Below are 24,005 nucleotides of genomic sequence, written 5' to 3' on the forward strand. Positions count from 1 at the left end.
ATGTTTGCCCCAGCCGCTGAAACTTTCCCTCTGACCGCTGCTCAGCGTGATATCTGGCTTGACCAGATCAGCCGTGGCGATTCTCCGCTTTACAACATCGGCGGCTACCTGCAACTGACCGGGCCGGTTGACCCGGCGAATCTGCATCGAGCGCTGGAACAACTGGTTGCCGCTCACGAAAGCTTGCGTACAGTGCTGATGCCGGGAGCAGGGGCGGATGGCTTGCCGCTTCAGTCATACGCTGCTGTCATGCCGCTGACCCTACCGTTACACGACTTCAGTGATCACCCCGAGCCGACCCGTGCAGCGCAAGCGCTGGTCAATGACCACATGCGGCGTCCATACGCACTGGATGGCAGCCCACTGCTCGATTTCCGCCTGATCCGTCTTGCCCAGGATCAACACTGGCTGGTGGGCCAGGCCCACCATCTTATTCTTGATGGTTGGGGCTTCGGCCAGTTGTTCAAGTCCCTTGGCGAGCTTTACAGCGCATTGATGGCAGGTGAATGCCTTGAACTCAGTGCGCCAGGTTACCGAGCCTTCATTGCCGACGACGCGCAGTACCAAGCGTCGAAGCGCTATTCGCTGGACAAGGCCTATTGGCTGGAAAAATACCGTGAACTGCCGGGACCGTTGCTGGTATCGCGCTATCACAACCGTCGTGCGACAGATCCGGCGCCGTCCCATGCCTGGGTGCAGGCACTTCCCCAGGCATTGCATGTGCGCATGAAGCAATTTGCCGAGCGCCACAATGCGTCGGCGTTTCATGTCTTGCTGGCGGTTCTGCATGTCTATTTCACGCGCACGGCGCAACGCGACGAATGGATTGTGGGCTTGCCGTTACTCAACCGCAACGGCGCGCGCTTCAAGGCCACCCTGGGCCACTTCGCCCAGGTCAGTGCGGTGCGCATGGCCTTCGCCAACGGGCTGGACTTCGGTGCTCTGGTGGTCGAGGTTCGTGACGCGCTGAAACGTGACTTCCGTCATCAACGTTTCCCCCTGAGCGAGCTCAATCGCAGCCTGGAGTTATCCCGCGAGGAGCGCGCGCAGTTGTTCGAAGTCTCGGTGTCCTACGAGCTGGAAGACCACGATTACTGCTACGGCGAAGCTGAGGCACACACGGTAAAAGTCTCCAATGGCTATGAGGCGACGCCGCTGGCCATCCACTTGCGCACCAACAGCTACAACGACGATGCGGCGCTGCATCTGGTCCACCATCGCGCCTGGATCGAAGATACCGAAGCCCAGGCCATCGCCGGGCGTCTGCTGCACATACTGGAGCAGGGCCTTGAAAGCCCGACGCTCAAGCTTCAGGACTTCCACATTTCAGCGCCAACCGAGCAATTGCAGATACAGGCCTGGAACCAGACTGAAAAAACTGCTGCCGACGAGCAATTGATTCATCGACGCATCGAGCAACAGGCACGAATCCGCCCATATGCGGTGGCAGCGGTTTATCAGGGGCAGCACCTGACCTACGCGCAACTCAACCGGCAGGCCAATGCGCTGGCCCAGCGCCTCATCTACCAGGGCGTACGGCCTGACGACCGGGTTGCCATCGTTTCCCGCCGTAGCCTGGAGACCCTGGTCGGGCTGTTGGCGGTCCTCAAGGCTGGGGCTGCCTATGTGCCCATCGACCCGTCACACCCACGCGAACGTTTGCATTACCTGCTCAGCGACAGTGCGCCGGTGGTGGTGCTGACGCTATCAACGTTGAACGACCGTCTGCCTGCTTTGGCAATGCCCCTGATCGAGCTGGACCACTGCGCAGACAGCCAGGGGGCTGACAACAATCCGCAGGTGGCGGGGCTGAGCAGTGACAATCTGGTTTACGTGATCTACACGTCGGGCTCCACCGGTCAGCCGAAGGGCGTGATGGTGGAGCATCGTACGCTGGCCAATCTGGTTGACTGGCATTGCAGTGCGTTCGATGTGAAGGCGGGCAGTCATACGTCCAGCTTGGCCGGATTCGGCTTCGATGCAATGGCCTGGGAGGTCTGGCCGACCCTGTGCGCTGGCGCAACCCTGCACCTGGCCCCGGTTCAGGACAGCGGGGAGGACATTGAAGCGATGCTGAACTGGTGGCGTGCCCAGCCGCTGGACGTCAGCTTCCTTCCGACTCCAGTGGCTGAGTACGCCTTCAGCCAGGACGAAGAACATCCGACCCTGCGCACGCTGCTGATCGGCGGCGACCGCCTTCGTCAATTTGTTCATAACCGCCGTTATGCGGTGGTCAACAATTATGGACCGACCGAAACGACGGTAGTCGCCACCTCTGGCCAGATATTGGCCAATGGCTCGCTGCACATCGGCGGCCCCATCGCCAACACACGGGTTTACGTGCTCGATGAGCAGTTGCAGCCAATGCCCGTGGGCGTTCCCGGTGAGCTTTACATCGGTGGCGCAGGCGTTGCGCGCGGTTACCTGAACCAGCCGCAGTTGACCGAAGAGCGGTTTGTCGTCGACCCGTTCAGCGATGTCGAACAAGCGCGTATGTACCGCAGCGGTGACCTGGTGCGCTGGAACGCCGACGGAACCCTGGATTATCTGGGGCGCAACGATGATCAGGTGAAGATTCGCGGCATACGCATCGAGCTAGGAGAAATCGAGGCGATGCTGGCCAGCCTGGAGGGTGTCAAGGATGCGGTGGTACTGGTTCGCGACTTGCAGCTGCTGGCCTGGTTCACTGAAACGTCTGCGGTCGACACCGACGCACTGAGCCCTGCGATGCGGGCGCGACTGCCGGGTTACATGGTGCCGCGCGCGTTCACGCGTCTGGCTTCACTGCCGCTGACGGCCAACGGCAAGCTTGACCGTCGCGCGTTGCCTGACCCGGACCCGGCGTACCTGCTGGGGCAAGCCTATGAGGCACCTAAGAGCGAGGTGGAGATCGCCATGGCGGCCATCTGGGCGCAAGTCCTGGGTGTGGAGCGGGTAGGGCGACACGATAACTTCTTCGAATTGGGCGGTCATTCCTTGCTGGCCGTGAACCTGGTCGAGCAACTGCGCAAGGCGGGGCTGATGGCAGATGTGCATGCGCTGCTCAGCCAGCCGACACTGGCTGCTCTGGCCGCTTATCAGCAAGATGCTCAGGCATTCAAGGCACCTGCAAACCTTATCCCGCCAGGGTGTGCCCGGATCACACCGCAGATGTTGAGCCTGGTCTCGCTTGAACAATCGGCCATTGATCGTATTGTCGCCAGCGTGCCGGGCGGTGCTGCCAACGTGCAGGAAATCTACCCGCTGGCACCGTTGCAGGAAGGCATTCTTTACCATCATCTGACCGCCGGGCAGGGCGATCCGTACCTGTTGCAATGGCGTCTGGCGTTCGACACGCCGCAGCGCCTGTGCGCGTGGGCCGATGCGTTGCAGCACGTTATCGACCGGCACGACATTCTGCGCACCTCAGTGGCCTGGGAGGGGCTGGAAAGCCCGCAACAGGTGGTCTGGCGCAACGCTGAACTGACCGTACAGGCTATCGAGTTCGATGCCGACGAGGCAGAAACGGCGATCATCGACCGCCTGCAACGGCGCTTTGACGCCCGTCACCATCGACTGGACCTGTCACAGGCACCGTTGATGCGTCTGATGCATGCCCATGAACCGGCAAGCGGAGAAACAGTCGCCATTTTGCTGTTCCATCATCTGGTTCTTGATAACACCGCGATGGAAATTGTCAGCCGCGAGATGCAGGCGTTGCTGTTCGGTCAGCGTTCTGACCTAAGGACGCCGGTGCCTTATCGTAACTATGTAGCGCAAGTGCGGCTGGCCAGCGATGAGGCCGGTCACAGCGCATTTTTCAGCGAAATGCTTGGTGATGTCGAAGAACCGACCTTGCCGTTTGGCATACAGGACGTGCGTGCCGACGGCAGTGGCATAGAGGAGGATCGACGGTCACTTGACCACGCCCTGGCCCTGCGACTGCGCGAACAGGCGCGGCAACTCGGTGTGAGCGCGGCAAGCCTGATGCATCTTGCCTGGGCGCGGGTCCTCGGGGTGCTGGCCAACCGTCGGGACGTGGTGTTCGGCACCGTATTGTTGGGGCGCATGAGCGGTGAGGGGGCTGATCAGGCGCTCGGCGTATTCATCAATACCCTGCCACTGCGGGTCGATACGGCGCTGACCACTCGGGCGGCCGTCAAAGCCGTCCATTCGAAGCTGTCTGCACTGATCGCTCACGAACAGGCTTCGCTGGTGCTCGCTCAAGGCTGCAGTGCCGTTGCATCAGGTTCGCCGCTGTTCAGTGCACTGCTCAATTACCGCCACAGCGCTGACGTAAAGCCGCAGGACGGTGAAGGTCTCTGGCAAGGCGTGCGGGTGCTCGGCGGCGATGTGCGCAGCAACTACCCGTTGACGCTCAGCGTGGACGATCTGGGTGAAGGCTTCGACCTGCATGTCTTGGCGCTGCAAGGCATGGGCGCCGAGCGCATCGCTGGCTGGGTGCTCAACACGCTGACGCATCTGCTGGAGACGCTGGAAGAGGCGCGGCCACTGAAGCTGGAAAACGTTTCGATTCTCGACGCCGAAGAGCGCAGCCATTTGCTGCTCGATTTCAACAACAATGAACAGGGCTTTGTGCAGCACTGCACGGTGAATGCGCTGATCGAAGCGCAGGCAGCCAGTCGACCCGACAGTCCTGCGGTGATTCAGGGCGTTAACGTTCTGACCTACGCGCAGCTGAACGAGCGTGCCAATCACCTGGCTCACCATCTGATTGGTCTGGGTGTCACAGCAGATGAGCGAGTCGCATTGTGTCTGCACCGTGGCCCGCAGCGGCTGGTCGCCATGCTGGCGGTGCTCAAGGCCGGAGCTGCCTACGTGCCGGTAGATCCGGTCTACCCGGCAGAGCGCATTGCTTACCTGCTGGAGGACAGCGCACCTCGCGTGGTCCTGACCGAAGATTCGACGCGCGATCTGGCGGGCGATGCAACGCAGTTGAACATAGAGCAGATTAACTGGCTTGAGGCGTGCGCCAGCAACCCGTCGGTAGCGGGCTTTGATGAGCATAATCTGGCTTACGTCATCTACACCTCCGGTTCAACCGGCCAGCCCAAAGGCGTCATGGTTGAACACTGCACGCTGGTCAATCTCGTGCACTGGCATTGCCAGGCGTTTGATCTGCAGGCTGGCAGTCATACGGCGAGCGTGGCGGGTTTCGGGTTTGACGCCATGGCCTGGGAAGTGTGGCCCGCATTGTGTGCCGGTGCCGTGCTGCATCTGCCACCGGCACAGGTCGGCAACGAACACGTGGATGAGCTGCTTGACTGGTGGCTGGAGCAGCCACTTCAGGTCAGTTTCCTGCCGACTCCGGTGGCTGAACAAGCATTCAGACGCCCTCGTCAGCATCCGACTTTGCGCACGCTGCTGATCGGCGGCGACCGTTTGCGTCAGTTTGACCGCGACCCGGGTTTCGCCGTGATCAACAACTATGGCCCGACCGAAACCACCGTGGTGGCCACCTCTGGCGTAGTAAAACCGGGTGGCTCGCTGCATATCGGAGGTCCGATTGCCAATACCCGTGTTTACGTACTGGACGGGCAGTTACAGCCCGTACCGGTGGGTGTCATCGGTGAGCTGTACATCGGCGGCGCAGGTGTTGCACGGGGCTATCTGAACCGGCCGCAGATGACCGAAGAGCGTTTTATTGCCGACCCGTTCAGCGACCAGGCGCAGGCACGTATGTATCGCAGCGGCGACCTGGTGCGCTGGAACGCCGATGGCAGTCTGGATTACCTGGGGCGCAACGATGATCAGGTGAAAATTCGCGGCATGCGTATCGAACTTGGCGAAATCGAGGCGACCCTGGCCAGTCAGGCGCAGGTCCAGGATGCCGTGGTGCTGGTGCGCGGCGAACGTTTGCTGGCCTGGTTTACCGAAAACTCACCCGTCACCCCCGATGTCCTGCGTGAAGCGCTGCGCGCGCGCCTCCCCGCGCACATGGTGCCGCTGGCCTTTACACGCCTGGACACGCTGCCCTTGACCAGTCATGGCAAGCTGGATCGCCGTGCCTTGCCGGACCCTGAACTGGAAGAACTGAGCGGGCAGGCCTACGAGGCACCCCGAGGCGAAACAGAGACCATCATGGCCGGTCTCTGGGCGCAGGTGCTGGGTCTGGAGAAAGTCGGACGGCACGACAACTTCTTTGAACTGGGCGGTCATTCGCTGTTGGCGGTCAGCCTGGTCGAGCGCCTGCGCAATGCGGGCCTCAGCGTCGATGTACGGGTGTTGCTCGGCCAACCGACCGTTGCCGCTCTGGCCACATCGGTAGGCAAAGGCCGTGAAATTTCTGCGCCTGCCAACCGCGTTCCAGCCGGTTGCACGCACATCACGCCGGATCTGCTCAGCCTGACACAGCTCGATCAGACGACCATCGAGCGTATCGTCGCCACGGTGCCTGGCGGCGCGGCCAACGTGCAGGAGATCTACCCGCTGGCACCGTTGCAGGAAGGGATTCTTTATCATCACCTGACCGCCGAGCAGGGCGACCCGTACTTGCTGCAATTGCGCATCAACGTCGACAGCCCGGAGCGCCTGGCGGCGGTGGCCGACGCGCTGCGCAAGGTCATTGCCCGGCATGACAGCCTGCGCACTGCAATCGTCTGGGAAGGACTCGACACGCCACAACAGGTCGTCTGGCGCCAAGCTGATCTGCTTGTCGAGCGTGTATCGCTAGCGCAAATCGATGCGCCCGCAGGCTCGGCACGCTTGAACTTGAGCTGTGCGCCGCTGATGCGTCTGGCCTATTGCCCGGACGCAACGGGTTCTGGCCTGTCTGCAACGCTGATGTTCCATCACATCGTGGTGGACGCCACTGCGCTTGAGGTCATGCGTGAGGAAATGCTCGCCCACCTGCGCGGCGAGTCTGGTCCAATGCAGCCCGCCGTGCCTTATCGCAACTATGTGGCGCAGGCGCGTCTGGGTGTCAGCGAAGCGGAGCACGAAGCTTACTTCCGCGAGCAACTGGGCGATATCGACGCGCCGACGCTGCCATTCGACCTGCGCGACGTGCAGGGTGACGGCAGCTCCATCGAGCACGCGCAGCAGGTGCTGCCCGATGCGCTGCTGCAAAGCCTGCGCGTCCAGGCTCGGCAACTTGGGGTCAGTGTCGCCAGCCTGCTTCACCTGGCATGGGCGCGCGTTCTGGCTGCGGCCACCGGCACTGACCGGGTGGTATTCGGCACTGTCCTGCTGGGTCGTTTGCAGGGCGGTGCGGGTGCCGACCGCGGCATGGGCATGTTCATCAACACACTGCCACTGCGAATTGATCTGGGTAACGTTGGTATACGTGAAAGTGCACGCGCTACTCACGCCCGGCTTGCGGCGCTGCTCGGTCACGAACATGCGTCTCTGGCTCAGGCCCAGCGCTGGAGCGGGGTGGCCGCGCCCTTGCCATTGTTCAGTGCGATTCTCAACTACAGACACGCCGCAGGCCAGGCCCGTCAGGATGCGCAGCTCGATGCGTGGCGCGGTCTGGAAATTCTGGCAAGCGAGAAGCACACCAACTATCCGTTGAGCCTCAACGTCGATGACCTGGGCGATAGCCTGCGCCTGAGTGTCACCGTGCCACCTCAGGTGGGTGCGCAACGTATCTGTGGTTATGTGCAACAGGCGTTGACAGGCATCGTTGACGCGCTTGAATGCCAGCCGGATCTGCCTGTGCAGCATCTTTCTGTGATGAACGCCGACGAGCGCCAGCGTTCGCTGGTGGACTTCAACGCTACGACGGTTCATCACGATCTTCAACAAACCCTGCAAGGGTTGTTCGAGGCGCAGGCAGTGCGCACGCCGCAGGCTGTTGCCCTGCGCGCCGGGCGTTCGCAGCTGAGCTATCGACAGCTCAACGAACAGGCCAACTGTCTGGCCCATCACCTGATCGATCTGGGTGTGCGGCCCGATGATCGCGTAGCGATCTGTGTCGAGCGCGGCCTGTCGATGGTCGTTGGCCTGTTGGCCATTCTCAAGGCCGGTGGCGCGTACGTGCCGCTTGACCCGGGCTACCCGCGCGAGCGCCTGCAATACATGGTCAAGGACAGTGCGCCGGTGGCTTTGCTGGTGCATGCAGGCACGCGCAATCTGCTCGACGATGAACACACCCTGCGGGTCGACCTGGACAGCTCGACCTGGGACATGCAGCGCGGTGATAACCCGCGTGTCCCCGGCCTGATGCCGAATCATCTGGCGTATGTGATTTACACCTCGGGCTCCACCGGCACGCCCAAAGGGGTGATGGTCGAGCATCGTAACGTCAGCAATCTGGTGCAGTGGAGTTCGCGACTGTGCCCACCCACAGCGGCCAGTATATTGCTGCAAAAGACGCCGATCAGCTTTGATGCCTCGGTCTGGGAGATTTTCTGGCCGTTGAGCAGCGGTATCCCGCTGGTGCTGGCCCGCCCTGACGGCCAGCGCGATCCTGCGTATCTGGCGCAGTTGATTCAGGAACGTCAGGTCAGCGTGGTGCAGTTTGTTCCGGTGCTGTTGCAGCAGTTTCTCGACCTGCCGCAAAGCAGCCAGTGCCTCAGCCTGACCGACATCGTCTGCGGCGGTGGCGAGCTGACCATCGCCCTGGCCGAGCAGTTACGCAAGCAACTGCCGCAGGCACGCCTGCACAACGTTTATGGTCCGACCGAAACCACGGTGGATTGCAGTGTCTGGACACTGGAACCCGACCAAGCCGTGCCGGAAAGTGCTTTGCCTATCGGTTGCCCGATCAGCAACACGCGATTGTATGTACTCGATGCCTATGACCAGCCTGTGCCCTTGGGTGTTATCGGTCAGTTGCATATCGGTGGTGTCGGAGTAACCCGTGGTTACCTGAACCTGCCGCAAGCTGACGCCGAACGCTTTATCGACAGCCCCTTCGTGGCGGGCGACCGGCTGTACCGCAGTGGCGATCTGGTGCGTCAGCGGGCGGATGGCAACCTCGAGTTCCTCGGCCGCAATGACGATCAGGTGAAAATCCACGGGCTGCGTATCGAGCCTGGCGATATTCAAGCCTGCCTGACCCGTCATCCGGGGATTGAACAGGCCGTCGTGCTGGTTCGCGACGAGCAGCCGGGCGGCCAGCGGCTGGTGGCCTATTACACCGGCACGCCGCTGCCGGTCGAGACACTGCGTGAGGTGCTGCGTGCGCAGCTGCCGGATTACATGGTGCCTGCACTGTTTGTGCACCTGGACGCCATGCCGCTGAGCCCCAACGGCAAGCTGGACCGCAAGGCTCTGCCTGCGTCCGGCGGCGATGCGCTACTGACCCGCCCTTATGAGGCACCGCAAGGCGAAACCGAAGCCTTGCTCGCCAGACTCTGGAGCGAGCTGCTCGGAGTCGGGCAAGTCGGACGACACGACAACTTTTTCGAACTGGGCGGGCACTCGCTGCTGGCGGTGAACCTGACTGCGCGCCTGCGCCAGGAAGGCATCGAGGCCGATGTCCGGGCGCTGTTCGAACAACCTACGCTGGCAGGCTATGCAGCCATCACAGAGAGCATGGAGATAATACTGTGAGCATCAACGAACTATTGGCGGCACTCAAAGCTCACGCTATTCACCTGACGGTCAAGGACGGACAACTGGTTGTGCAGGGCAACCGCCGTGCATTGACCGAAAACGGTCTGCTGGAGCACCTGCGCGAGCACAAGCCGGCGCTGATAGAACTCATCGAACAAGGCGACTACCAGAACAGCAAACGCGGCGCACTGACGTTGCCCGCCAATGGAATCCCTCAGGGCTGCGAGCAAATCACTGCGCAGATGCTGACGCTGGTGGAGCTTGATCAGGCAACCATCGACCAGTTGCTGGACGCAATACCGGGAGGTGCCGCCAATGTGCAGGACATCTACCCGCTGGCTCCGCTGCAGCAAGGCATTTTGTACCATCACGTTACCGCCACTCAGGGCGACCCGTATGTGATGCAGGTGCAATTCGCCTTTTCTGATCAGGCGCGTCTGAAGGCATTCGCCCAGGCGCTGCAAACCGTCATCAACCGGCATGACATTCTGCGCACCTCAGTGCACTGGAACGGTCTGGAAACCCCGGTGCAAGTGGTCTGGCGTCACGCTGAACTCAAGGTCGATACCTCGCCGAGCGCCGAAGGCATGACCATGTTGCTGGGCCAGGCACCGCTGATGCGTCTGGTCTGCCATGAGCCGGCGCAAAGTCAGGGGGTGCAGGCTACGCTGCTGTTCCACCATATCGCCATGGACCACAGTGCGCTGGAAGTGGTGCGTCATGAAATACAGGCGTGCCTGTCGGGGCAGGCCGGGCTGCTGGGTGTACCGGTACCGTTCCGCAACTATGTCGGCCAGGCGTTGCTGGGCGTCAGCGAAGAACAGCATGAAGCGTTCTTCCGTGACATGCTCGGCGACCTCGACGAACCGACCCTGGCGTACAGCCTGCAGGATTTGAGCGGTGACGCCGATGAGCTCGAAGAGCACAGTGTCACGCTTGATCTGCTTCTGTGCCAGCGCTTGCGCGCTCAGGCGCGGAGCCTGGGAGTAAGCGTCGCCAGCCTGTTTCACCTGGGCTGGGCACGGGTGCTGGCAGGCCTTGCCGGACAATCACGGGTTGTCTTCGGCACTGTGCTGATGGGGCGCCTGCTGGGTGCCGAGGCCACGGAGCGAGCGCTGGGCATCTTCATCAACACCTTGCCGCTGCGTCTCGATCTGGACGATCAAGGCGTGCAAGCCGCAGTACGGGCAACTCACCAGCGCCTGACCGCACTGATGCGCCACGAACACGCACCACTGGCACTGGCCCAGCGTTGCAGCGGGGTGCAAGCGCCGACGCCGTTGTTCAACGCCTTGCTCAACTATCGCCACAGTTCACCAGCGCAGGCTTCCGGTGAAACATGGCAGGGCATTGAGGTGCTGCATGCTCAGGAGCGCAGCAACTACCCGCTGGTACTGAGCGTCGATGACCTGGGCGAAGCGTTTGGCTTTACTGCACAAACTACCGCAGGTATCAGTGCGCAAAGCATTTGCGCTTACATGCAATGGACCATGGAAAGTGTGCTCGATGCGCTGGAGCAGACTCCGCAGATGCCCGTCGATCAGCTTGATATCGTGCCCGCCAGCGAGCGAGCGCAGCTTCTGCTCGGCTTCAATGATCGGCAGGCCGACTATGAACGCCGACTGACGATTCACCAGCGCATCGAACACCTGGCAGAGCAACAGCCTGACGCGATCGCCGCGCAAGTGGGCGAGCAATGCCTCAGTTACAGCGAGCTGAACGCGCACGCCAATGCGCTCGCCCAGCACTTGATCGGCATCGGCGTACAGCCCGACGATCGTGTTGCCGTGGTTGCACGACGCAGCCTCGAGACGCTGGTCGGCTTGCTGGCCGTGCTCAAGGCCGGGGCGGGCTACGTACCGGTTGACCCGGCGCATCCGGATGAGCGTATCGCTTATTTGCTGACTGACAGCGCACCGGTTGCGGTGTTGACGCAACAGGCATTTGTGGAACGCCTCAACGGGGTTTCAGGGTTGCAAGGGCTGGAAGCACCGCTGATCGACCTCGACCTGGCGAACTGGCCGCAACAGCCAGGCAACCCGCACATCGACGGGCTCAATTCGACTCATCTCGCCTACGTGATCTACACCTCGGGCTCGACCGGTCAGCCCAAGGGCGTGATGGTCGAGCACCGGACGCTGAATAATCTGGTCGACTGGCACCGCGCCGCCTTCGATCTGCGCGCGGGCAGTCACACCGCCAGTGTGGCGGGTTTTGGTTTCGACGCCATGGCCTGGGAAGTCTGGCCAGCCTTGTGCGCCGGGGCGACATTGCACCTGCCGCCTGCAGAGATCGGCAATGAACAGCTCGATGCGCTGCTTGACTGGTGGTTGACCCAACCGTTGCAGGTCGCATTTCTACCTACGCCTGTTGCCGAGTACGCCTTCAGTCGCAACCTGCGTCACCCGACCCTGCGCACGCTGCTGATCGGCGGCGACCGTCTGCGCCAGTTCCATCGTGATCCAGGCTTCGCAGTGATCAACAACTACGGCCCGACCGAGACCACCGTGGTCGCCACCTCAGGCCGCCTGTTCCCCAATGGCAGCCTGGACATCGGCAAGCCCATCGCCAATACCTCGGTTTATTTGCTGGATAACCGCCAGCAACTGGTCCCGCTGGGTGTGGCAGGCGAGCTGTACATTGGCGGCGACAGTGTCGCTCGCGGTTACCTGAATCAGCCGCAACTGACTGCTGAACGCTTTCTGCGCGACCCTTTCTCCGGACAACCACAGGCGCGCATGTACCGCACCGGCGACCTGGCACGCTGGAACGCAGATGGCACGCTGGAGTACCTGGGCCGTAACGACGACCAAGTGAAGATTCGTGGCGCGCGCATTGAACTGGGTGAAATAGAAAGCCAGCTCGGCCAATTGCCAGGTATCGAGGAAGCGCTGGTCCTGGCTCGCGAAGATGAGCCAGGGCAACCGCGCCTGGTGGGTTACTTCACTGAACGTGCAGACGCTCCCACCACCACAGTAGAGCAATTGCGTACCGCGCTGCTGGCCCGCCTGCCGGGTTATATGGTGCCCGGCGCATTGGTACGACTGGAAAGCTGGCCACTGACGGCCAACGGCAAGGTCGACCGCCGTGCATTGCCAGTCCCCGACCGCGATGCGCTGTCAACCGGGGAATACCAGGCACCGCAAGGTGATCTGGAGAACGCACTGGCTCAGATCTGGAGCGAATTGTTACAGGTCGAGCGGGTAGGGCGTCATGACCGGTTCTTTGATCTGGGTGGCCATTCGCTGTTGGCCATGCGTATGGTTTCTCAGGTGCGCCAGCGTCTGTCACTTGAGCTTGCCCTTGGCGACCTGTTTGCCGACAGTTCGCTGATCGCGGTGGCGCACTGCCTGACGGCTGCCGCGCGCAGCCAGTTGCCTGCCATCGACGTGCAGCCACGCACCGGCCCTGTTCCGCTGTCTTCTGCTCAGCAGCGCATCTGGTTCATGGCGCAAATGGAAGATGCCAACAGCGCCTACAACATCTCATTGGGTCTGAAACTGAGCGGCCCGCTGGACAGCCGTGCCTTGACGCGTGCGCTGGAACGCATTGTTGCCCGCCACGATAGCCTGCGCAGCCAATTCAGCCAGGAAGACGACAAGGCCTGGGTGCAGGCAGCGTCCGCCACGGTAGTGCCCGATATTGGCTGGCAGGATTTGCGTGGCCAGGACGCAGGAGCCTTACAGGCGGTAACAAAGGAAGAGGCAGCGCAGCCCTTCGATCTGCACCGCGACCTGCCGATTCGTGGTCGCTTGCTGTGCCTGGCTGAAGACCGTCACGTTTTGCTGCTGACCGTACACCACATCGTTGCCGATGGCTGGTCGCTGGGTGTTCTGACCCGTGAACTCACCGCGCTCTATCAGGCGTTCAGTCAAGGCCAGGATGATCCGCTGCCTGCGCTGACGCTGCAATATGGCGATTACGCAGTGTGGCAACGTAACTGGCTGGACGCCGAACGGTTGAGCCATCAGGGCGATTACTGGCAGCAGGCACTGGCGGGTGCGCCGGTATTGCTGACCTTGCCCACTGACCGTCCACGGCCTGCGCATCAGGACTATACCGGGGCCAGTGTCACGCTGGAGCTCGATCCGCGCCTGAGCAGCGACCTCAGGACCTTGTGCCATGAGCAGTCGGTGACACCGTTCATGCTGTTCATGGGGGCCTGGGCCGCATTGCTGACGCGCTTGTCCGGCCAGGAGGAAGTCGTCGTCGGCATGCCGGTTGCCAACCGCCGCCATGCCGAAATCGAAGGCCTGATCGGTCTGTTCGTCAATACCCTGGCCGTGCGTGTCGATACCTCGGGCGAGCCGGATGCTGTGACGCTGCTGGCCCGCACCAAGGCCCGCGTTGTGGCAGCGCAGGACCATCAGGACCTGCCTTTCGAGCAGGTGGTGGAGCGCTTGCGACCGCCTCGCAGTCTTTCGCATAGCCCTTTGTTCCAGGCATCACTGACCTGGGACGGCAGCCAGGGTCTGGATTTGCAACTGGGCGACATGCACCTGGAACCGCTGGAAGAGCAGGCCGCTTTCGCAAAATTCGACCTGGCGCTGAGCGTCGGCGACAGCGCCGATGGTTTCCGCTGCATCGTGGAATATGCGACAGCGCTGTTTGACCGCAGCACCATCGAACGCTATCTGGGTTATCTGGAGGCGATATTGCGCGGCATGGTCACCGACAGCCAGACGGTCGTGAACCACATTCCGCTCTTGTCGGGTAGCGAGCGTCGGCAGTTGACCGACGGTTTCAATGCACCCGATGCTGTTTACCCGCAGGGGCTGACCCTGCACAGCCAGTTTGAAGCACAAGTGCAGCGCACGCCGGATGCGATTGCCGTGACGTTCGAAGATACATCCTGGAGCTACGCGACACTCAACGCCCAGGCCAATAAAATTGCACATCGCCTGATCGGCATGGGCATCAGTGTCGATGACCGTGTTGCCATCTGCACGCAGCGCAGCCTGCAAATGATCGCGGGCCTGCTGGGCATTCTCAAGGCCGGTGGCGCCTATGTGCCGCTGGACCCCGCTTACCCACTCGAGCGTCTGGCCTACACCCTCGGCGACAGCGCGCCAGTGGCGTTTTTGACTCAGCGGTCAGTGCAACATGCCCTGCCGGTGTCAGACGTGCCGGTAATCAGTCTCGACGATGCCGATTTGCAGGACGAGTCTGTCTCTAATCCGCAGGTGCCGGTAAAGCCCACGAGCCTGGCTTATATCATCTACACCTCGGGCTCAACCGGTCAGCCCAAGGGTGTGATGATCGAGCACCGCAACGTTGCACGGCTGTTTTCGGCCACCGAAGACTGGTTCGGTTTCAACGAACAGGATGTCTGGGCGCTGTTCCACTCGTTCGCCTTCGACTTCTCGGTCTGGGAAATCTGGGGCGCATTGCTGTATGGCGGACGTTTGTTGATCGTGCCGCAACTGGTCAGCCGCTCGCCGGAAGACTTCTACAGCCTGCTGTGCAGTGCCGGGGTAACGGTGCTCAACCAGACGCCGAGCGCGTTCCGGCAATTGATTGCTGCCCAGGGCGAGCAGGCGCAGGCGCACTCGCTACGTCAGGTTATTTTCGGCGGTGAAGCACTGGAAACAGCGATGCTCAAGCCGTGGTATGCCCGCAACGTGAACGCCGCAACACAGCTGGTGAACATGTACGGCATCACCGAAACCACGGTGCATGTGACCTATTACCCGTTGCAGCCCGAAGACGCCATGCGTGTCGGTGCCAGTCCTATCGGCAAGCGTATTCCCGATTTGCAGATGTATGTCCTCGACGCCCGCGGCGAGCCGGTGCCGGTAGGTGTGGTCGGCGAACTGTATGTTGGCGGTGCCGGTGTGGCACGCGGCTATCTGAACCGTGAAGCGCTCACGGCCGAACGTTTCCTCGACAACCCGTTCAGCCATGCACCGGATGCGCGCATGTACCGTACCGGCGACCTTGGACGGTGGATGGCCGACGGTAGCCTGGAATACATGGGCCGTAACGACGAGCAGGTCAAGATTCGCGGGTTCCGTATTGAGCTGGGTGAGATCGCGTCTCGCCTGAACGATCATCCGGATGTCATCGACGCTGTGGTAGTGGCACGCGAGGATGTGCCGGGCGACAAACGACTGGTTGGCTATTACACCTGCGGTGAAGATAAAACCGGGCTGGATATCGAGCAGTTGCGTGCCTGGCTGTCGGGGCTGCTGCCCGAATACATGGTGCCTGCGGCGTTTGTAAGGCTGGCCAGCCTGCCTGTCACGGCGAACGGCAAACTGGACCGCAAAAGTTTGCCGGCACCGGATCGCGACAGTATCGCCAGCCGTGCCTATGAAGCGCCGCAGGGTACGATCGAAATCGCCCTGGCCAGCCTCTGGGCCGAATTGCTGCATGTGGAGCAGGTTGGGCGTCAGGATAACTTCTTTGAACTGGGCGGCCACTCATTGCTCGCCGTGACCCTGATTGCGCGTATGCGTCGTCTGGACATGCGTGCCGACATTCGTGTTCTGTTTGTTCAGCCAACACTGGCAGCGCTGGCTGACGCCGTCGGTCGCGACACTGAAGTCAAAGTACCGGCCAACCTGATCGAGGCGCACTGCCAGCGCATTACACCCGAACTGCTGCCATTGGTAGCGCTGGATCAGCCAGCCATCGACCGTATCGTCGCGAAGGTGCCGGGCGGTGCCGCCAATGTGCAGGATATTTATCCGCTGGGCCCCTTGCAGACAGGCATTCTTTACCACCACCTGACCGCCGGGGACAGCGATCCCTACCTGTTGCAGCCGCAGTTCGCATTCGCCGACGTGTCGCGGCTGAACGCTTTCTGCGATGCATTGCAGCGGGTGATCGAACGCAACGATATGCTGCGCACCGCGTTGTTCTGGGAAGGTTTGCAAACGCCGGTGCAGGTGGTCTGGCGTCAGGCTCCCATGCACGTTCAAGAGACAGTGTTGCACGACCTTTTCAATGCCCCACGCATGGACCTTACTCAGGCTCCGCTACTGCATCTGGTCTATGCCCATGACCCCGCCAACCACAGGATTGCGGCGGTTCTGCGTTACCACCATGTGATCATGGACCATATTGCCCTTGATGTACTGAGCCATGAATTGCAGGCCGTACTGCTCGGCAACGAAGCTTCGCTCGCAGCGCCCGTGCCGTACCGAAATTACATCGCCCACGTCCTTCAAGGGCCTGGCGACGAGGCCCATGAAGCGTTCTTCCGCGAGCAGTTGGGCGATGTCGATGAGCCGACCCTGCCTTACGGCCTGGCAATGGCATCGGCAGATCAGATTCCCGGCGAGGCCCGACTCACACTGGACATCGACCTGTGCCATCAGGTTCGTGATCAGGCAAGGCAACTGAGCGTCAGCGCCGCTACTTTGATGCACCTGGCCTGGGCTCAGGTCCTGGGGCAGTTGTCCGGGCGTGAAAGCGTGGTATTCGGCACCGTACTGCTTGGACGGTTGCGCGGTGGCGAAGGCGGCGAGCGGGCCTTGGGTGTGTTTATCAACACCTTGCCGCTGCGCATGGACCTGGGCGGGCATTGCGCGCGCAGTGCGGTCCTCGACCTGCACGCTCGTCTGGTCGGCATGCTCACCCACGAGCATGCTCAGTTGGCACTGGCCCAACGATGCAGCGCCTTGCCGGCTGGCGCGCCGCTGTTCAATACGTTGCTCAACTACCGCCACAGCGCTGTGCCTGAGGTCGATGACCAGGCAAGCAACGCTGCATGGCAAGGGATTGAGGTCGTGCATGCAGAAGAACGCAGCAACTACCCGCTGACCCTGTGTATCGATGACTTCGGCGATGCTTTCAGCCTGACTGCCCAGACTGCGCCGGGTATTGATCCGCAACGGATTTGCGCCTATGTGCAACAAGCCCTTGTCCATTTGGTGCAGGCACTGGAGCAGCAATCGGAAACGGCTTTGATCGAATCATCGGTGCTGCCGGAGGCTGAACACGCGCTGTTGTCGGCCACGTTCAACAACACCCGTCGTGAATACCCCCGCGAGCAGCTCGTGCATCGCCTGTTTGAGCGCCGTGCTGCGCTGCATCCGCATGCAGTGGCTGCCGTGCATGGCCGCCGTTCGCTGACTTATGGGGAGCTGAACGAACGTGCCAACCACCTGGCGCATTACCTGCTGGGGCAAGGTGTGAAGCCCAATGAGCATGTGGCGATTCTGCTGCCTCGCTCGCTGGAGCTGGTGATCAGCCAGTTGGCGATCGGTAAATGTGCAGCGACCTACGTACCACTGGACGTCAACGCGCCTGCCGAGCGGCAGCATTACATGCTCGATGACTGCCAGGCGAAATACGTGTTGACGCAGAGCGCCATGTCGACAGCCTCATCCGTGCGGCGTATTGATCTGGACCGCCTGACTCTCGACGACCAGCCTGCGCATGATCCGGGCCTGCCACAGGCCTCTGATACAGCGGCTTACGTCATGTATACCTCTGGTTCGACGGGGGCGCCAAAAGGCGTACGTGTCGCCCATCGCGGTATCACCCGACTGGTGTTGAACAACGGTTATGCCGACTTCAACGAGCAGGACAGCATCGCTTTTGCCTCCAATCCGGCGTTCGATGCAAGCACCATGGAAGTCTGGGGTGCGTTGCTCAACGGCGGGCAGTTGTTGGTGATCGAGCACACCACGCTGATTGACCCGATGCGTTTCAGCGCGGCCCTGCGTCAGGGCAATGTCAGCGTGCTGTTTTTGACCACCGCGCTGTTCAACCAATACGTGCAACTGATTCCAGAGGCACTTGGGGGCCTACGTCTGCTGCTTTCAGGCGGAGAGCGCGCAGACCCGGCCAGCTTCCGCAAACTGCTTGCCCAGGCACCGGGTCTGCACCTGCTGAACGCTTACGGCCCCACCGAGACGACCACCTTCGCCACTGCCTGCCAAGTACGAACGCTGGCCGATGAGGCCGAGTACGTGCCTATCGGTCGACCCATCGGCAACACCAGTGTTTACGTGCTCGACGCTCATCAGCGCCTGACACCGTTGGGAGCTATCGGCGAGCTTTACATCGGTGGCGACGGTGTGGCGCTGGGTTATCTGAACCGCCAGGATCTGACCGACGAGAAATTTATTACCGACCCGTTCAGCGATCAGCCTGGCGCCATGCTGTACCGCACCGGCGATCTGGGTCGCTGGCTGGATGACGGCCAACTGGAATGCCTGGGACGCAACGACGATCAAGTGAAAATCCGTGGCTTCCGTATTGAACTGGGCGAAATTGTCAATTGTCTGCACCAGTTGCCGGGGGTCAGAGAGGCCGTTGTTCTGGCTCGTGAGGACGAGCCGGGCAATGTACGTCTGGTTGCCTATTTCACCAGCCAACAGGAGGCCGATGCCCCTGGGCCTGAGCAAATGCGTGCTCATCTGCAGGCCAACCTGCCTGAATACATGGTTCCGGGAGCCTATATAGAGCTGACCGTGCTGCCGCTGACTGCCAACGGCAAACTTGACAGCCGTGCGCTGCCCAAACCGGATCACTCGTCGCTGCTGGGGCTGGCCTACGAGCCACCGCAGGGAGAGATTGAAGTGGCTCTGGCGCAGATCTGGGCGGAAGTTCTACAGATTGAACAGGTAGGCCGCCACGACCACTTCTTCGATCTGGGTGGGCATTCCTTGCTGGCCATGCGCATGGTGTCGCAGGTGCGTCAACAGATGGGCATGGAGTTGCCGTTGGGCGAACTCTTTGCGCTGGGCGAGCTGGCTGCCGTCGCCAGTGCGCTGGCCGGTGCCGGGCGCAGTGAACTGTCGCTGATCCTGCCTGCACCGCGTGATCAGTCGTTACCGCTGTCGTTCGCCCAGCAGCGCTTGTGGTTCCTGGCGCAGATGGAGGGTGGCAATGAGGCGTACAACATCCCGCTGGCCCTGCGCATACGCGGCTTGCTGGATGTAGCTGCGCTGACCGCTGCGGTATCACGGATCGTCGAGCGCCACGGAACACTGCGCAGCCGGTTCATCGCCTGCGAAGAGGGCGCAGAGGTGGTGTTTACTGCGCCTGCGGCCATGCCGATCCTGCATGTTGAAGATCTGCGTCAAATGCCGGAAACACTGGCCGAACGTGTTGCGGTAGAGGCCACCGCAGCGTTCGATCTGACGCGTGGGCCGCTGATTCGTGGCTGCCTGCTACAGGTGGAAGACGAGCAGCATGTGTTGTTGCTGACGGTGCACCACATCGTCGCCGACGGTTGGTCGCTGGGCGTGCTGACTCGCGAGTTGCTCGCGTTGTACCCGGCTTTGCATCAGGGCAAGGACGATCCCCTGCCAGCTTTGGCTATTCAATACGCCGACTATGCGGTATGGCAGCAGGGCTGGATGAGCGGCGAGCGCTTGCAACATCAGGCAGCCTATTGGCGACAAGCCCTGGAAGGCGCACCGACGCTACTGACGCTGCCTGCCGACCGGCCCCGCCCGGCGCAGCAGGACTTCGCCGGTGCCAGCCTGAACGTGCGGCTGGACGGGCCACTGACGGCAGGCTTGCGAGCGCTGGCGCAACGGCAAGGCGTCACGCTGTACATGACCTTGCTGACCGCATGGGGCGCATTGCTGGCGCGTCTTTCCGGTCAGACCGAAGTGGTGGTCGGCAGCCCGATTGCAGGACGCGGTCGTGCGGAGCTGGAAGGGCTGATCGGGCTGTTCGTCAACACCCTGGCCGTGCGCATCGATACAGCCTCGGCGCTGACCGGTAATGCATTGCTGGCACAGGTCAGGGAGCGGGTACTGGAGGCTCAGGATCATCAGGACCTGCCATTCGAGCAGGTGGTGGAAATTGTCCGGCCGACCCGCAGCCTGGCTCACTCGCCGTTGTTCCAGACCACGCTCAACTGGCTGGCCGGGGAAACCTCGTTACCGGACATGGACGGTTTGTCGCTGAGCGTGGTCGAGCAGGAGAGTCAGGTCTGCAAGTTTGATCTGTCGTTGAACCTCGGCGAGCAGGGTGACGCGCTGTTTGGCACGTTGGAATACGCAACCGCGCTGTTCGATGAGCCCACGGTGCAGCGCTATTACGGCTATTTCGAACAGTTGCTGCATGCGCTGGTGAATAATGAAAACGCGGTGCTGGGTGATATTCCGCTGGTGGGTCCGCAGGAACGTGAGTACCTGCTCGAGAGCCTTAACGCCAGCGCGGTGAGTTTCCCGCAAGGTCAAACCGTTCATGGCCTGATCGAAGCTCAGGCCGCACGTCAGCCTGAAGCAGTCGCTGCCCGGGTTGGCGAGCGGTCGCTGAGCTACGCAGAGTTGAACCGCCAGGCGAACAGCCTTGCCCATTATCTGATCAGCCTTGGCGTGCGCCCGGACGATCGGGTGGCGGTGGTTGCGCGCCGCGGGCTGGACACGCTGGTGAGCCTGCTGGCGATCCTCAAGGCCGGTGCCTGCTATGTACCGGTGGATCCGGCGTATCCCGATGAACGCCTTGGCTACTTGCTGACCGATAGCGCACCGGTGGTGGTACTTGCTCAACAGACCTTCATCGCACGCCTGCCAGCGTTGGCGGTGCCGGTGATTGCGCTTGATCGACCCGAGTGGCCGGCGCAGGCGGATAATCCGCTGGTGGCGGGGCTGACGTCCGGCGAACTGGCTTATGTCATCTACACCTCGGGCTCGACCGGGCAACCGAAAGGCGTGATGGTCGAGCATGGCACCCTGGCCAACCTGGTGCATTGGCATTGCCAGGCATTCGATCTGCACGCAGGCAGCCACACTGCCAGTGTTGCCGGTTTCGGCTTTGACGCAATGGCCTGGGAAATCTGGCCGGCACTGTGTGCCGGTGCAACGCTGCACGTTCCACCTGCAGACATCGGTAACGAGCAGCTCGACGCGCTGCTTGACTGGTGGCTGGCCCAACCGCTGCAAGTAGCCTTTCTGCCGACCCCGGTGGCTGAATACGCGTTCAGTCGCGAATTGCATCATCCGACCCTGCGCACGCTATTGATCGGCGGCGACCGCCTGCGTCAGTTCCACCGTGACCCGGGCTTTGCCGTCATCAACAACTACGGCCCGACCGAGGCTACGGTGGTGGCCACCTCGGGCCGTCTGCTGCCGGATGGCAGCCTGGATATAGGCACACCGATTGCCAATACCCGCGTGTACCTGCTCGACGACCAGCAGCAACTGGTGCCCTTGGGCGTTGCCGGCGAGTTGTATATAGGCGGCGAAGGCGTGGCGCGTGGTTATCTGAACCAGCCGCAACTGACTGCCGAGCGCTTCCTGAGCGACCCGTTCAGTGGGCAGCCGCAAGCGCGCATGTACCGCACTGGCGATCTGGCGCGCTGGAATGCCGATGGCACGCTGGATTATCTGGGCCGTAACGATGATCAGATGAAGATTCGTGGTGTACGTATCGAGCTGGGCGAAATCGAGGCGCAGTTGGCGGCATTGCCGGGTATCGAGGAATCGCTGGTTCTGGCCCGCGAAGACGAGCCTGGGCAACCACGTCTGGTGGCGTACTTCATCGAACACGCCGCTGCCTCCGCCATTGAGGTCGCCGGACTGCGTGCCGAGATGCTGGCTCGTCTGCCAGGCTATATGGTGCCAAGCGCTTTTGTGCGCCTTGACGCCTGGCCGCTGACCGCCAATGGCAAGGTGGATCGCCGCGCCTTGCCTGTCCCGGACCGCGACGCTCTGCCGGGGCGTGAATACGAGCCGCCGCAAGGTGAACTGGAAATAGCCGTTGCCGAGATCTGGAGCGATTTGCTGCAGGTCGAGCAGGTAGGGCGCAACGACCACTTTTTCGAACTCGGTGGCCATTCGCTACTCGCCGTCACCCTGATCGCTCGCATGCGTCGTCGCGGCATGGACGCAGATATTCGCGTGTTGTTTGCCCAGCCAACCCTCGCGGCCCTGGCCCGCGCCATCGGCAACGGCAGTCAGGTGAAGGTTCCGGCCAACCTGATCGGTACGGATTGCACCTCGATCACCCCGGACCTGCTGCCCTTGGTGAAGCTGGATCAGGCAGGCATTGATCGCATCGTCGCCAGCGTTACCGGCGGTGCGCCCAATGTTCAGGACATCTACCCGTTGGGGCCTTTGCAGGCAGGTATTTTCTATCATTACCTGTCAGCCGGTGACGATGACCCTTATCGCTTGCAGGCACGCTTTGCATTTGCCGACCGCTCGCGGCTGGATGCCTTTTGCCAGGCGTTGCAGCAGGTCATCGCCCGTAACGATGTGCTACGTACGTCGCTGTGCTGGGAAGGCCTGGAAACACCTGTACAGGTGGTGTGGCGTCATGCCGACCTGCCGGTGATCGAATTGCCGCTGGCGGCGCTGGCCGATCCCGAACCGCTGGACCTTGTCCGTGCACCGCTACTGCGTCTGGTGTACGCCGATGACCCGGACAACCAGCGTATCGTCGCGGTACTGCTGTTCCATCACCTGATCATGGACCACGTTGCCCTCGACCTGCTGAGCCGGGAATTGCAGGCAGTACTGCTGGATCAGCAGGCGCAACTGCCCGCGCCAGTGCCTTACCGCAATTACATTGCGCAGACCTTGCTGGGGGCGGGTGAGCACGCGCATGAAACGTTCTTCCGCGAGCAATTGGGTGACCTGGACGAACCCACCCTGGCGTATGGCCAGACTTCGCTGCCGGGGCCGGATGTTCCGAGTGAAGCCAGGCTGCGCCTGGATTCGGCACTGAGCCAGCGGTTACGCGATCAAGTACGGCAACTGGGTGTCAGCCCTGCCAGCCTGATGCACCTGGCCTGGGCTCAGGTACTGGGCCGCTTGTCCGGGCGCGACAAAGTGGTGTTCGGCACCGTACTGCTCGGTCGCCTGAACGGCACCGAGGGGGCAGAGCGCACGCTCGGGGTGTTCATCAACACCTTGCCGCTGCGCATTGACCTCTTCGGTCAGAGCACACGCGATGCGGTGTTGCAGACCCATCTGCGTCTGACCGGATTGCTTGCCCACGAGCATGCCTCGCTGGCAATCGCCCAGCGTTGCAGCGCCTTGCCTGCGGGCGCGCCGTTGTTCAGCGCGTTGTTGAACTACCGCCACAGCACTGCGCCCGAAGAGCACGACGAGGCTGCCGAAAAAGCCTGGCTGGGGATCGAACTATTGCAGGCCGGTGAGCGCAGCAGCTACCCGTTGACGCTCAGCGTCGATGACCTGGGCGAGGCGTTTGACCTGTCGGCGCTGACCACGACGGGCATCGATGCCCGGCGTGTCTGCGCGTACCTTTCCTGCGCCGTAGAGAACCTGGTGATCGCCCTTGAGCAAAAACTTACCGCGCCGATTCAGTCGCTGAATATTCTGCCGGTCGCTGAACGAAACGAACTGCTCGATGGCTTCAATGCCCAAGCGCTCAGCCCAGAGAGCCCGCTGACCATTCACCAGCGTATTGAGCAACAGGCGCTTGATCAGCCGCACGCTGTGGCTGCCCAGGCAGGCGACCAGCGCTTGAGCTACGCGGAGCTGAATAGTCGCGCCAACGCACTGGCCCATCACCTTATCGACTTGGGCGTACGTGCGGACGACCGTGTGGCGGTGGTGGCGCGGCGC

General features: G+C 61.8%; 2 protein-coding genes (1 of these 2 running past the window's edge). Both read left to right on the forward strand.

The features are described from left to right. A complete protein-coding gene (locus tag RYC18_RS26210) occupies positions 1 to 9,498 on the forward strand; it encodes a non-ribosomal peptide synthetase (RefSeq protein WP_316887036.1) in 9,498 nt (3,165 codons plus the stop codon). After that, positions 9,495 to 24,005, forward strand: the 5' portion of a protein-coding gene (locus RYC18_RS26215; protein WP_316887037.1) for a non-ribosomal peptide synthetase. The gene runs 3,276 nt beyond the window's last position; 14,511 of the gene's 17,787 nt are visible here — the first part of the coding sequence; it begins with the start codon at positions 9,495 to 9,497; the stop codon falls past the right edge of the window. The genes RYC18_RS26210 and RYC18_RS26215 overlap by 4 nt, the downstream gene beginning before the upstream one ends.

This window comes from Pseudomonas syringae group sp. 247E2 (assembly GCF_032587795.1).
GTDB lineage: Bacteria > Pseudomonadota > Gammaproteobacteria > Pseudomonadales > Pseudomonadaceae > Aquipseudomonas > Aquipseudomonas amygdali.